Raw genomic sequence first — 14,086 nt, forward strand, 5'->3', positions numbered from 1 at the left:
CATAAAGAATTAGTACCAGTGGATGATTGCCGCTTGTGAAGGTGCAGTGTGTCGCGGTTTACGAAAATTTCACGATGTAAAAATGCGAGGAGCTATTTACGTATTTTCGGGCGACGGATACCATCGCAAAAATTCAATACTTGATGAATCAAGGATTTTCTTGCCAGGACCGTGGCAATCATGAGGGGGCCGTTCGGACTGTCGGCGAGGAGGTCTCGCGTCCGGGGTGGGGCCGCGACCCGCCACCGTTCGAGGACCGTGATGGAGCATCGAACGGTGGCAGGTCGCCCGGAAGCTAGTCGATCTTCTTCCACAGGGACTGCGAGTTGATCCAGGTGGGGTCACCCTTGCCCTGGTAATCCTGCACGGCCTCGTAGGTTGATCCGTCGTGAGTGACGCGGTCGCCCTTGGTGTAGGCCGCGGTGGGTGACCACGCCTTGAGGTCGGGCTCCGATTCGTCGTGCGTACGGATGGTGAAGACGTCGCTGGCGTCCGAGCGGTTTCCGGCCGCGTCGACGGCGATGACCCGATAGTCGTAGCTAGTCGATGCGGTCAGGCCGTCGTCCAGAAGCGAGGTCGATGACGTGGTGCCAACCGTCTCGAAAGGCTTTCCGTTCGTCGCCCGCTGCACCTCGTAGTGGTCGACGCCGACATTGTCATCGGCCGGGCTCCACATGAGGTCCACGGAGTGAGGCGTCGTTTCCATCGAATGTACGTGGCTGGGCGCTTCTGGGGCCTCGGAGTCGGGGCCGGGGTTGGCGTCCTCGGCCTTGGTGGTGGCCTTCGTTGAACTCGGATCGGAGGAATTCCCCGCAGCGTCCACGGCGGTCACCTGGTACTCATACTCGGTGGAAGCCGTCAGATCCTTGTCTTTGAACGAGGTTCCTGCAACGGATCCCACCTTGGTGAAATCTCCACCGGGCGTGCGGCGCCGGACGTCGTAGTGGTCGACGTCCATGTTGTCCTGGGAAGCATCCCAAGCGAGGTTAACACCCTGTGATGTGACGGTCTCGGCGTGCAGATTCCCCGGTGCTGAGGGGGCCTCGGTGTCCGGATCTTCGGGCTTCGCATCGCCATTGATGTGGATATCAACGGTGTTGTAAAAGGCGTTCGAGGTGTCCGCTACGTCCCATACCGCGTAAATAACGTGGTCGCCCGTGTGGTCTTCGGGGAGTTTCATCTGGTGGGCCGTGTCGTCGGTGGGAAGAGAGCCGTCATGGTCGACCGTCGCGAGGGGCTGTAGCTCCGATCGGGTGAGCGGGGCGTTCTGATCCCAGCCGTTCTTGGTGATGTAGTAATGCCACTTCGAGGTCGGATGTTTGGCGGTGTATTTCCAGCCGAGATTCAGATTTTGGCCGACGTTGACCTCGTTTTCGTGCCAACGCTCGGGAGACTGCTCGTCCAAATTCTTGGCGAGGGACGTACCCGCGGAGGCGAGCTTGCCGTCGGCTGGGCCACCGGTCGACGGGTCGAGGCTGAAGCCCTTGGGCGCCTCGATGGACTGGGGTTCGTATTGCACCGCCCCGAGGTTGGTGTTGGACGTCATAGCGGCCCGGGCGACGACGTCGGACTTCGAATTTCCGATATACCCGTGGGCATGTGCGGCGGCTGATCCGCCCACGACGAGAAGGCCGGCCAGGGCGGCGGCGGAGAAAGGTGTGGATTTCTTCACTGTGTTCCTGTTTCTGAGACGAGACGAAAAGAGGCCTGGCGAGTTCCAGCTGCCGACCCCGAGAAGGGTGCACAGTTTCCCCTGGAATGAGGCCTGTGAATCGCCAGAAGACATATAAATGTCTTGCCATCGGTCACCCCACGCTATCTCAAAATTTAAAGCTATAAGGTTTTGCTCTGGAACGATCCGTGAATATCTCCGTAAATTCGAACAAATATTGATAAAAATTAGTACATCACCATTGCCGTATTGACCGCGGGCCGTCCGGTAACGCAGAACGGGGGCCGCCCGGAATAGGCGGCCCCCGTTCTTGAGGAGTTATGGGATGTAATGGTCTACCGAATTCCGAATTCCACGGCGTCGGTGGTCCAAGCCCTCGCTTGATCGCTGAAGGTGACTCCCAACCCGGGGCGCTCCGGCAAGATCATGCGACCGTCACGGGTCTCGAGGGTTTCGTTGAACAGAGGGTCGAGCCAGTCGAAGTGCTCGACCCAGGGCTCCCGCGGATAGGTGGCAGCCAGATGAAGGTGGATTTCCATCGCGAAATGCGGCGCCAGATCCAAACCGGCACGGTCAGCCAGAGTCAGCAGGCGGGTGAATTGCGTAATTCCCCCGACCCTCGGGCAATCTGGCTGAATGATGTCGCAGGCGCGCTCGTCAATCAGCCGCTCGTGTTCCGCGACGGAAGCCAGCATCTCGCCGGTCGCGATGGGGGTATCGAGGGATCGGGTGAGGCGGGCGTGGCCTTCGACGTCGTAGGCGTCCAGGGGCTCCTCGATCCACGTCAGGTCGAATTCCTCCAGGGCACGGCCCATGCGGAGGGCCGTCGTGCGGTCCCACTGCTGATTTGCGTCCACCATGAGGGGAACGTCGGGCCCGATGTGCTCGCGCACCGCAGCTACGCGCCGAAGGTCTTCCGCGGTGTCCGGAAGGCCCACCTTGATCTTGATCCCGCCGATTCCGGCCTCTAGGGACCGGGTGGCGTTGTCTTTGACCTCTTCGATCGAAGCGTTGAGGAACCCGCCGGAGGTGTTATAGGTCCGCACCGAGTCGCGGTGGCTTCCCAACAATTTGGCCAGAGGGAGCCCCGCGCGTTTTGCCTTGAGATCGTGCAAGGCGACGTCGATCGCGGCGAGAGCCTGTGTGGCGACGCCGGATCTCCCCACGGAAGCGCCTGCCCAGAGCAACTGGGTGTAGATCTTGGCGATGTCCGACGGATCGTGGCCGATCAGGCCCTCGGCCACTTCCCGGGCGTGGGCGTACTGCGCCGGACCGCCGGCGCGTTTGGAGTAGCTGAAGCCAAGACCCTCGTGGCCCTGTTCCGTGGTGATCTCAGCGAACAGGAAGATGACCTCGGTCATGGGTTTCTGCCGGCCCGTGAAGACCTTGGCATCCGAAATGGGGACGGCCAATGGGAGCCGGACGGTCGAGAGTGCGACGTGGCGGATGGAATCGGGGGTGGTATTCACGGTTTCTCCTAGTGGGCCAGGGCGGGGCATTTGGGGTCGAAGGTCCAGCCGGGGACGAGGTATTGCATGGCCACGGCGTCGTCACGGGTACCCAGGCCGTGCTCGAGATAGAGCTGATGAGCTTCCTCGAGGCGCTCGCGGTCGATGCGGATGCCCAGGCCGGACTCGCGAGGAACCTCGATCTGACCGCCACGGATCTCCAATGGCTTTTCGGTGAGGGGTTGGCCGTCCTGCCAGATCCAGTGCGTATCCAATGCCGTGATGTTGCCGGGCGCCGCCGCGCCGACGTGCGTGAACATCGCCAGGGAAATATCGAAGTGATTATTCGAGTGGGATCCCCACGTCAGTCCGAAGTCGTGGCAGAGCTGCGCGACGCGGGTCGAGCCGGACATCGTCCAGAAATGCGGATCCGCCAGGGGAATGTCCACGGACGCCTCGCGAATGGCGTGGGCCATTTCCCGCCAGTCGGTCGCGATCATGTTGGTCGCGGTCTTGAGACCGGTGGCCCGGCGGAATTCCGCCATGACCTCGCGCCCGGAAAAGCGTCCCTCCGCTCCGCAGGGATCCTCGGCGTAGGCGATGTGGCCAGCCATTTCGCGTCCGTACCGGATCGCTTCCTCGAGCAGCCAACCCCCGTTGGGATCCAACGTGATGCGGGCGTCGGGAAACTCTCGGCTGAGAGCCTTAATGGTCTCGACCTCATCCTCTCCGGCCAGGGCTCCGCCCTTGAGCTTGAAGTCTTTGAATCCGTATTTCTCGTGGGCTGCCTGAGCCAAGCGCACGACGGCTTCCGGGGTCACGGCTTCCTCGCGACGAATGCGGTCCCACCCGTTGGCATCCGGCTCCCGAAGATAGGGAAGGTCGGTGCGATCGGGATCGCCGACGTAGAAGAGATATCCGAGCATGGGGACGCTCTCACGCTGTTGGCCATCGCCCAGGAGCTCGGCCACGGGGACATCGAGGCGCTGTCCGGTCACGTCGAGCAGAGCGGACTCGAGCGCCGTGACGGCGTGAATGGTGACGCGCTGGTCGAAGGTCTGGTTTCCGCGCCCGGCAACATCCTGGGCCGCAAACCGCTGTGAGACCTGGCGCAACAGGGTTTTGTAGCGGGATACAGGTTGCCCGATGAGGAGCTCGGTGGCCTGCTCGATGGTCGAGCGAATCGGTTCGCCGCCAGGCACCTCGCCCAGGCCAATGCGGCCATCGCTGTCGGTCAGCAGCACGATGTTGCGGGTAAAGAACGGCGCGTGAGCGCCGGAGAGGTTGAGCAGCATTGAGTCGTGACCGGCGACCGGCACGACCTCAATCTTGTCAATGGTCGGTTGGGTGTTCGTAGACATGCGTTCCTCGTTTCTCCGGGCTACTGACCGTCGATGGACTGGGTGGCGTTCCAGGGGTTGTCGTCACGGGCCGGTTCCGGCAGGAGGTCTTGCGGGAAGGACTGGTAGGCGACGGGCCGGAGGAATCGTTCGATCGCGAGCGTTCCGACCGACGTCGTGCGGGAGTCGCTCGTGGCGGGGAAAGGCCCGCCGTGGACCATCGCGTGGCCTACTTCGACACCGGTCGGCCAGCCGCCGTAGAGAATTCGTCCGGCGATGCCTTCGAGGCGGGGGAGCAGCGAGACGACGTCGCTGTGGTCGGAGGCCGCGGCGTGGATCGTCGCGGTCAACTGTCCCTCGAGGCCTGCGGCGGCTTCCGCCAACCGATCCGGGGAGGAGTACCGGATGACGAGCGAGGTCGCCCCGAAGATCTCCTGCTGAAGGTTGCCATTGGTCAGGAAGGTATCCAGGTCGGCCTCAAAGAGCACCGGTCCGGGGGCGTTCAGGCCCTCGCCGTCCGTTCCTCGGGCCGCGATGGTCACACCGTTCTGGGCGGCCAAGCGTTCGACGCCGTCGTGCCAGGAGCGGGCGATCGACGGGGTCAGCATGGTCTGTCCGACCGACTGGTCGATGCCGCTGGCGGCGGCCGCGATGAAGTCGTCACCCGCCGAGCCTTCGGGGACGAAGATGATTCCCGGTTCGGTGCACAGCTGCCCGGCGGAACCCGTCACCGAGCCGACAAATGCCTCCGCAAGCGGCTGAGGATTGTCCAACGCGCCAGGGAAAACGAAGACCGGGTTGATCGAGCTCATCTCGGCGTATACCGGGATCGGCGTCTCCCGTTCGAAGGCGGTTCTCGCGATGGCAAGGCCACCGGATCGCGAGCCCGTGAAGCCGACGGCGTGGATCGCCGGGTCGGCAACTAAACGTTGACCGATCTCGGCTCCGGTGCCGTAGACCAGGGAGAAGACCCCGGGGTGAATGCCGTGGGCCTCGGCGGCGTCGATGATTGCCCGACCGACGAGCTCCGCGGTTCCTGGATGTGCGTTGTGCGCTTTGAAAACCACGGGGCACCCCGCGGCGAGGGCCGACGCCGTGTCGCCTCCGGCCGTTGAGAATGCGAGGGGGAAATTGCTGGCCCCGAAGACCGCGACCGGGCCGAGTGGGATCATGCGTTGCCTGATGTCCACACGCGGGGCTGGCGAGCGGTCAGGGAGCGCGGGGTCAACCCGAACGCGGTGGTGCGAACCGGAGCGCACAACGGTGGCAAACAGACGCAGCTGCCCGGCGGTTCGCGAAACCTCGCCGTTGAGTCGAGCCTCGGTTAACCCTGTCTCTGAGCGTGCCCGATCGACGATGGCTTCCCTAGCGTCCTCGATTCCCGCGGCGACCGCGTCGAGGAAATCGGCGCGTTGCGTCGGGGGCAGGGCGCTGTAGCTGGGAAAGGCCTCTTCGGCGGCCGAGGTCGCCTCGTCCAACTGGGCCGCGTCGACCAGCGAATATGCGGGGTCGAGGGGTTCTTCGGTTGCGGGGTTAATGGCGCGGGTCGTTGCGCCGGCACCCGGTGTGGACCGGCCGTTGATGAGGGATGTTCCAGTGAGAGTGATGGTCATTGAGTCGCACCTTTCGTGAGTGATTTGGCGACGCCCGATGTTTCGATGAGGCGTTGTAGGTCCTCGAAGTCGGCGGCGGGCAGATCGTTGAGGGGAGGCCGGACTGGACCGGCATCCCGGCCCACTGCCCGAAGGCCTGCCTTGATGATCGATACGCCGTATCCCCGGCCGCGATCCCGGATGTCCAGGTAGGGGAGGATGAATCGGCGCAGTTTCTCTTGGACCGCGGCGCCGTCCTGACGCCGCACATCCCGGTAGAAGGCCAGAGCGAACTCGGGCGCAAAATTGAAGATCGCGGAAGAGTAGGTGCTCATCCCCATTTGGAGGAGGGGTAGCGCATAGGTCTCGGCGGTGGGCAGGCCACCGAGGTAGAACAACCGATCGCCATTGAGGGCGGTCACCTTGGCGAGGTGCTCGATGTCTCCGACCGCGTCCTTGAAGCCGACGAAGTTGGGGTGGCGTTCGGCCAGCGTGGCAACGGTTTCGGCGCTGTAGATCGCGTTCGCCCTGTTGTACGCGATCACGGCAATGTTGACGGATGCGCACACCGCGGAGGCATGCGCGAGCAGTCCCTCTTGGCTACATTCGGTCAGGTATGGCGGTAGGAGCAAAATGCCTTCGGCCCCGGCCTTTTCCGCGCCTCGCGCGCATTCGACGGCCTGGCGGGTCGAACCCGATGCCGAGCCGAGCACCGGAACCTCGGGCCTGCTGGTATCGACGGCCCAACCGGTCACCGTCGCGTTCTCTTCGGGGGTCAAGCTGAATCCCTCGCCGGTTCCACCGGCCGCAAAGAGGCCGGTGACTCCATGTGCTGACTGCCATTCGATGTGTTGGCGGTAGGCGGATTCATCGAGCTCGCCGTCGGCGCGAAAGGCCGTCACGGGGAATGAGAGCAGCCCGTCTTTGAGGTGCGTTGCCAACTCCCGTGGGGAATACCGGGCCATGTGGACTCCTTAGTGGTCAAGTGACTGAGACTATTCGGAGTCTATGAGCCAGGTCTCATACCTGTCTAAGTTATATTCTGCATGTATTGATACTGATAAAGCATGAATTGAGTTTCCTCCGTCAGAGACTCAAACCTTCGGGGAATTCTCTGAGAATCGAGCTGAGCCTCCGAGCGGTGGGCCCCATGGACTCTTGCGAGGTGATGACGTGGAGCTCCACCAAGTCCTTGCGAAGGTCGTCGAAGGCCCGGTATTGCACCCCGGGGATGCTGAGTTTTGAGGCCGAGTGGGGGACCAGGGCAATGCCGTGGCCCGCGGCGACCAAGCTGATCATGGTTGCTACTTGATTGAGGGAATGCGAGACGTCTGCATGGTTGATCGTGAAGTTCTTGATGACGAGGTCATAAAAGTATCGGGCACCCTGCGGTGAGTGCATGATCATGGGATGCCCTTCGACATCTTCTCGGTGAAGATGGCGTTGGGACAGGAGCTGATGCCCCTCGGGTGCGGCCAGTACAAGGCCCTCGGAATGAAGCAAGGTCGCGGTGTACGACTCTGGGGGTGCGGCGAGGCGACCCAGGCCGATGTCGATGCGGCCGTCGTTGAGCCCCTCGAGCTGTTGGGCGGTGACCATTTCGTGGAGCTCGACGCCGACCGCCGGCATGTGTTCGTGGACGAGCGACAGTAATGGACCAAGGACGGTATAACCGGCCGCCGCCGTGAATCCCAGACTTAAGTGCCCTTGTCGACCCCTGGATGCTTCAACGGCAAATTCCCCAGCCCGTTGAGCTGACTCGAGGACAATTCGAGCCTGTTGTAAAAATGCCTGGCCGGCCGGGGTGAGCTGGACCCTTCGGTGAGTTCTCGCGATCAATTGGGTGCCCACCGACTTCTCGAGCTTTTGGATCTGCCGGCTAAGAGGCGGCTGCGTCATGGCGAGTTCTTCGGCTGCCCGTCCGAAGTGCAGATGATCTGCGACGGCGATGAAGCATCGTAGCTGGTCAAAGGTGTACATGCGTCCCCAAACGATTGATGCAGATTAGGTATTACAAAATGCAAACCTAGTTATAGACAATATTGAAACATGGCTCATAGGCTCAGTCGATGTGAAGCAGGACACGGCGAACCTTTTGTGGGGCGTCGCGAATCTGTTCCCGCCATTCTGGGTTCGAAGGAGAAACCGATGCCCCTCTTTATTGTCGCGCTGGCCGTGGCCCTCTTGCTCGTCTTGATGACGAGGTTCAAACTCAACGGGTTCGTCTCGTTGCTGGTCGTCTCGGTGCTCGTCGCAAGCTGGGGTGCCGCCACGGGAATGCTGACGCTGGAGGACAAACCGGCCACGATCGCCGATATTCCCAAGATCATCGGATCCGGCATCGGGGGTCAGCTTGAAGAGACCCTTGCGGTGATCGGTCTCGGTGCCATGATTGGCCGCATTCTGGGTGACGCCGGCGCTGCGCAGCGCATAGCTCTCCGAGTGGTCGATGTTTTGGGTGAGAAGCGCGTCCAATGGGCCATGGTCATCACCTCGATGCTCATCGGCGTGACGATGTTCTACGAGGCGGCCTTCGTGATCGTGGTCCCGATCGCCTTCACCTTGGTTCGTGCGACCCGAACGAATCTGCTCTGGGTTGGCCTGCCGATGTCGATCTCGCTGTCCACGATGCATTCTTTTCTGCCTCCTCACCCCGGCCCCACGGCCGCGGCAGGCATCTACGAAGCCTCGCCCGGTTTGGCGCTCCTATACGGCTTGTTCATTGCGGTGCCGGCGGGCGCGCTGGTTGCGATGCTGTGGCCGCGCCTGGCTTTCGTCAAGAAGATGAATCCGAGTATCCCTCAGGGCATGATCTCGGATAAGCAATTCGAGGACCATGAGATGCCGAGCATGGGCCGTTCGCTCCTCGTGGCGTTGCTGCCCGTCATCATGATCGCGGGAGCCGAAATCTTCATCATGGTCGGCCCCGAAGGCACCCTCATGAAAGTGGTGACGTTTGTGGGTTCTCCGATGGTGGCGCTCCTCATCACGCTCTTGGTGGCGATCGTGGTGTTCGGACCGATGAGCGGCCGGCCGCTGGCCGAGGTGGCGACGTCGATGTCGGAATCCGCGCGAGCCATGGCCATGATCATCATGGTGATCGCCGCCGGCGGCGCGTTCAAGGAAGTCCTCGTCTCGACGGGTATTGCTCAGTACATCGCAGATATGACCTCGGGCTGGCCCGTTCACCCGATCATCCTGGTCTGGGTGACCGCCGTGATCCTTCGTGTGGCTCTTGGTTCGGCGTCGGTCGCCGTGACGACGGCGGCAGGCATCGCTGCACCGCTGGTGGCCTCGAGCGGGGTGTCGCCGGAGCTCATGGTCCTGGCGACGGCGTGTGGATCGATTGCCGTGAGTCACGTCAACGACCCCGGGTTCTGGATGTTCAAGGAATACTTCAACCTCAGTGTGATGGAGACAATCCGGGCTCGCACCACCTACACCACGGTTCTCTCCGTCCTGGGCCTCGGTGGGGTGTTGTTGTTGAACCTCGTGGTCCCGGCCTAGGCGATACGGCCTCATCGGGACATTGAGGACTATGAGAACGGCCACGCGTCGTGTGGGTTGAGCCGATCTCGCGAGAATCATGGAGCCCGTCTCTGCCGAAGTTCGATATCCTGAACAGAGCCGCGCCAGGTCGCCCATCGACGACGACGTCGACCCGTCGCGGTAGGGACCAGCCAGGACGGCTTCGTATGTCACCGTCAACCACCGAGGTCCGCGTCGGGGCTCGTACCGAGGTCACGCAAATGTGACTCTTGGGGAACACGGAATATGCTTGACCCGTCTCGGAAAGTATCTATTCCTGTCCATCGGAGTACTGAATTTTGCACAAGTTGAAAGAGGATGAATCCTTGCAGGCCTCGACTGTCGGCCAGTCGGTTGCCTGGGGGAAGGTCATTCTCTTCGGTGAGCATGCGGTGGTGCATGGCCATCCGGCCATCGCCTTCCCCCTGCCTCAGGTTGGCCTGACTGCCACGGCGACGCCGTCGCCAGGACCCCTGTGGCTCACCGTCGACATTTACGATGGGCCCCTCGCCAGTGCGCCCCCGATGCTGGCGCCCTTGCGAGCGACGATCATCGCGACCCTGGACCTCATCGGCCGCGAACCTCGGAACCTGCACGTCACGTGCATCGGGGACTTCCCCTTGGAACGGGGCTTAGGATCCAGCGCCGCGGGCGCTGCAAGTATTGTCAACGCGATCGCCGATCTCACCGGCGATGACCTCTCCCGTCCTGTGCGTCACAGCCTGGTGCAAACCGGCGAGCGAGTGGCCCACGGCAATCCGTCCGGGCTCGATGCGTACACCGTTCTCAGCCGATCGCCGATCTGGTTCCAAGACGGACAGGCCGAAAACATCGAGGTGAACCTCGGCGCGCCCATCGTGGTGGCCGATTCCGGGCAACCCGGCGATACCCACTCCGCCGTGGGCGCAGTGACGGCCATGATGCGCACCAATCCGGAAGAAGTGGCCGGATACTTCGCGACCATTCGTGATCACACCATCGCGGCACGCGAGAACTTGCTCAAGGATGAGCGAGCCACGCTGGGCCGGCGCATGAACGAGGTACACGAAGCCTTGCGCTCGTTGTCCGTGTCGAGTCCGCATCTCGACCAATTGGTGTATTCCGCTCGTGAAGCAGGTGCCCTCGGTGCCAAGCTGACCGGTGGAGGTCGTGGCGGATGCATCATAGCCCTCGCACGTGATGCCCAGCACGGGCAAGATCTCGCGCGAAGCATGGAGCAGGCCGGAGCCCTCCAAACCTGGATTCTGAACCCTGAGGAGTTCGAGAAGTGACCTCGCCGCACGCGACCGCCGTCGCCCACCCGAACCTGGCCCTCATCAAGTACTGGGGCAAGCGCGATCACGACCTGGTGCTTCCCTGCACGGGAAGTCTTTCCCTGACCCTCGACGTCTTTCCGACGCGCACCAGCGTGCGGCTCGACCCGGAGCTCACGAACGACCGCCTGATCCTCAACGAGGAAGAGGTCACCGGAAATGCCCTCGAGCGGGTTCGTTCCTTTTTGGACATCGTCCGGGAGAGGTCGGGTCAGGCTGCCTACGCTCACGTTGAGTCCCGAAACTCCGTGCCTACCGGCGCAGGCCTCGCCTCGAGCGCATCGGGTTTTGCCGCACTAGCGACGGCCGCCAGCTCCGCCTATGGCCTTCCCACGGACAGCACGGCCCTCTCCCGATTGGCCCGACGCGGTTCCGGTTCGGCCTGCCGTTCGGTGATCGCGGACCTCGCGGTGTGGCACGCCGGCGACGGTGAGGGCCACGCCGCCGACGCGACGTCGTACGCGGAACAGGTGCCCGGGCCACGGCTCGCGATGGTTATTGCCGTGGTTTCGGCAGCCCAGAAATCGATCTCTTCGCGCGTCGCCATGAAACTCACCGCGGAATCTTCCCCGTTCTTTGACGGATGGGTCTCGGGCACGACGGCAGACCTCGACGACATGCAGACCGCACTCACCGCTGGCGACTACACACGCGTCGGAGAGTTGACCGAATCCAACGCCTTGCGCATGCACGCGGCGATCAATGGAACTCGACCGGCCATCCGATATCTCGCGCCCACGTCGGTGGCTCTCTTCGACGCCGCCGCCGAACTGCGCGAGGACGGCCTGGAAGTGTACGCAACCGCCGACGCCGGCCCCAACGTTGCGATTCTGTGCCGTGAAGACGACCTGGAACGCACACGCGCCGCCTTCGCCGTCCGGTTCCCGGACCTTGACCTCATCGCCGCCCGCTCGGGGCCGGGGGCGTACCTCACGGAGGGCGAATGATCGTCTCCGAGGCGCCGGGCAAGCTCTACGTCCTGGGCGAATATGCGGTGGTCGAACCTGGTCACCGTGCGGTTCTTATCGCCGTCGACCGGCACGTGCGCGTCGAGGTGCTTCCTGCGCCGCGCGAAGGGGCCTTGCGCTCGACCGCCAGCTCATCCTCCCTGGTGTGGCGGCATCGTGGCGATGTTTTGGAGATCGACGACGACGTCGCGGGATTTTTCCGCTACCTCATCGCCGCATTGCAGACGGTTGAGGCCCTGCGTCGTGAACGTGGGATCGAGCCGCAACACTATGAACTTCACGTCAGTAGCGGGCTCGACGACGCCACAACGGGGGCGAAGTTCGGATTGGGATCTTCGGGGGCCGTGACGGCGGCCGCCGTGGGTGCCATCGGGCGGGTATACGAGATGGACCTGACCCCGGAGCAGTTGTACCGGCTGGCCATGATCGCGACCGTTCAGGTCACCCGCACGACCTCGGGCGGGGACCTTGCCGCGAGCTGCCTGGGTGGCTGGGTTTCGTACTCCTCCCCTGACCGTGACTGGCTGGCTGCCGCGTCGACAGAGCGCGGCGTCGAAGAGCTCTTGTCTATTCCGTGGCCCGGTCTTAGTCTGCAGCGGCTCGATGGGCCCGACGGTCCCCTCGACGATTCGCCGCTGGACGTCCGTGTGGGATGGACCGGAGAACCCGCCGACACCCCGGAACTCGTGGGAAAAATGCGTCAGAAGGCACCGATCCCCGCCGAGCTCTTGGCGCGCAGCGATTCTCGAGTTGAAGCCTTCAGCAAGGCTCTGACCACCGGAAACGTGTCTGACATCGGAACTATCGTGGCCGAGGCTCGGGCGATTTTGGGAGAATTGGCCGAACAACGAGGCACCGTGATCGAAACCCAGGAATTAACGGCGCTCGTCGAAGCCGCGTTATCCGTGGGTTGGTGGGCCAAGTCTTCCGGATCTGGGGGTGGGGATTGCGGCATGGCCATTGCCCCCGCCGGTACACCGTCCACCAGCCTGGACCGTGCCTGGGAACGTGCCCATATTCGCCCTCTGGACCTTCGCGTATCTTCTCGAGGACTTACGACCTATACCGAAAACGCCCGCTCCACCAACCCGAGGGACGCCGCATGATTCGAAGCCGCAAAGACGACCATCTGAACTACGCCGCGGCCCAGCAGCGAGAGGCGCCGTCGCACACCGAGTGGGACGACGTCCGGCTCGTACACCACGGCCTGGCAGGCATCGACGTGGATCAGGTCAGCATCGCGACGTCTCTTCCCCGCGGGATCGAGTGGTCCTTGCCGTTCTATATCAACGGCATGACGGGCGGAACCGAGACCACCGGGAAAGTCAACGCGGCCCTCGCGGAGGCAGCCGCTGAGACGGGCATCGCGATCGCCACGGGCTCGATGAGCATCTATCTCCGCGACGAATCTGTGCTTCCGACATTCCGCGTGCTTCGGGACAAGAATCCCAACGGATTTGTGATGGCTAACCTCAGCGCGGACGCCACGCCCGACGCGGCGCACCGCGTCGTTGAGGCCATGGGAGCCGACGCGCTGCAGATTCACATCAATTCCGTTCAAGAGACGGTCATGCCTGAAGGGTCCCGAGGTTTTGGCGCCTGGAGCGACAATATCGCCGCGCTCGTGGAGAGCCTTCCCGTGCCCGTGGTCGTCAAGGAGGTCGGCTTTGGCTTGTCCCGCGAAACGATCGCGCAGCTCGGCACCTTAGGCGTGGAGATCGCCGATGCCGCGGGAAACGGCGGAACCAATTTTGCCCGGGTCGAGAATGACCGCCGAGCTGGAAAGGACTACGCCTTCCTCGCCGATTTCGGCCAGTCGGCCCCCGCTTCCCTGCTCGACGCCGCGACCCTCACGCCCGAGGCCCAACGCCCCGCCCTGCTGGCCTCGGGGGGCGTGCGTCACCCCTACGACGTCGTCCGCGGATTGGCATTGGGGGCCCGTGCCGTGGGTGTTGCGGGAACGTTCTTACACACCGTCCTCGGAGAATCTGGCCTGGATGCCGGTGCCGATGGCACACGCCGACTCATCGCTCAGATCACTGACTGGCAAGAGCGGCTGCACGAAATGTACGCGATGTTCGGGGCCCGCACTACAGCGGACCTCGGGACCACGGACGTGTTGATCAGCGGCGAACTGGCGCACGCGGCCCAGCTGCGCGGCGTCCATCTCTCGTCGTTGGCGAACCGGCGGGCAGCCGCGCGGACGGCACAATAGACCATGACCG

At 63.1% G+C, this 14,086-nt stretch carries 11 protein-coding genes; 5 read left to right on the top strand and 6 right to left on the bottom strand.

Annotated elements, in window-relative coordinates; translation table 11 throughout:
• Positions 1–295: 295 nt before the first annotated feature.
• The 6 genes from D8M21_RS10250 to D8M21_RS10275 all read right to left on the bottom strand — a co-directional run bounded on the left by D8M21_RS10250 (position 296) and on the right by D8M21_RS10275 (position 8,032).
• Positions 296–1,672, bottom strand: coding sequence for a lytic polysaccharide monooxygenase (locus D8M21_RS10250; RefSeq protein WP_048683165.1), 1,377 nt, complete (start codon positions 1,670–1,672; stop codon positions 296–298).
• Between the two features lie 335 nt (positions 1,673–2,007).
• Positions 2,008–3,141, bottom strand: coding sequence for an L-talarate/galactarate dehydratase (locus tag D8M21_RS10255; RefSeq protein ID WP_238651358.1), 1,134 nt, complete (start codon positions 3,139–3,141; stop codon positions 2,008–2,010).
• Between the two features lie 8 nt (positions 3,142–3,149).
• Positions 3,150–4,481 (bottom strand): enolase C-terminal domain-like protein, encoded by a 1,332-nt coding sequence (locus D8M21_RS10260; protein ID WP_048683159.1) that lies wholly within the window; start codon positions 4,479–4,481, stop codon positions 3,150–3,152.
• A 20-nt stretch (positions 4,482–4,501) separates the two neighbouring features.
• A complete protein-coding gene (locus tag D8M21_RS10265; RefSeq protein ID WP_048683156.1) occupies positions 4,502–6,073 on the bottom strand; it encodes an aldehyde dehydrogenase (NADP(+)) in 1,572 nt (523 codons plus the stop codon).
• Positions 6,070–7,017 (bottom strand): 5-dehydro-4-deoxyglucarate dehydratase, encoded by a 948-nt coding sequence (locus tag D8M21_RS10270; RefSeq protein WP_048683153.1) that lies wholly within the window; start codon positions 7,015–7,017, stop codon positions 6,070–6,072. The genes D8M21_RS10265 and D8M21_RS10270 overlap by 4 nt, the downstream gene beginning before the upstream one ends.
• A 121-nt stretch (positions 7,018–7,138) precedes the next feature.
• The gene (locus D8M21_RS10275) at positions 7,139–8,032 is read right to left on the bottom strand and encodes a LysR family transcriptional regulator (protein ID WP_048683151.1); all 894 of its coding nucleotides are present in this window, start codon (positions 8,030–8,032) and stop codon (positions 7,139–7,141) included.
• A gap of 168 nt (positions 8,033–8,200) precedes the next feature.
• Between D8M21_RS10275 and D8M21_RS10280 the strand changes: the two genes are divergently transcribed.
• The 5 genes from D8M21_RS10280 (at position 8,201) to fni (ending at position 14,076) form a co-directional block, all read left to right on the top strand.
• The gene (locus D8M21_RS10280; protein ID WP_048683148.1) at positions 8,201–9,559 is read left to right on the top strand and encodes a gluconate:H+ symporter; all 1,359 of its coding nucleotides are present in this window, start codon (positions 8,201–8,203) and stop codon (positions 9,557–9,559) included.
• Between the two features lie 347 nt (positions 9,560–9,906).
• Entirely contained in the window at positions 9,907–10,851 is a 945-nt protein-coding gene (gene mvk / locus D8M21_RS10285; RefSeq protein ID WP_065424329.1) for a mevalonate kinase, read from the top strand.
• Positions 10,848–11,840, top strand: coding sequence for a diphosphomevalonate decarboxylase (gene mvaD, locus D8M21_RS10290; protein WP_048683142.1), 993 nt, complete (start codon positions 10,848–10,850; stop codon positions 11,838–11,840). Before mvk ends, mvaD begins: the two co-directional genes overlap by 4 nt.
• On the top strand, positions 11,837–12,967 hold the full coding sequence (locus tag D8M21_RS10295) for a phosphomevalonate kinase (RefSeq protein WP_048683140.1): 1,131 nt from the start codon (positions 11,837–11,839) through the stop codon (positions 12,965–12,967). The genes mvaD and D8M21_RS10295 overlap by 4 nt, the downstream gene beginning before the upstream one ends.
• Positions 12,964–14,076, top strand: a complete 1,113-nt coding sequence (gene fni, locus D8M21_RS10300) for a type 2 isopentenyl-diphosphate Delta-isomerase (RefSeq protein ID WP_048683138.1) — start codon at positions 12,964–12,966, stop codon at positions 14,074–14,076. Before D8M21_RS10295 ends, fni begins: the two co-directional genes overlap by 4 nt.
• Positions 14,077–14,086 lie beyond the last annotated feature (10 nt).

The organism is Kocuria sp. HSID16901, from assembly GCF_003989425.1.
GTDB lineage: Bacteria > Actinomycetota > Actinomycetes > Actinomycetales > Micrococcaceae > Rothia > Rothia massiliensis.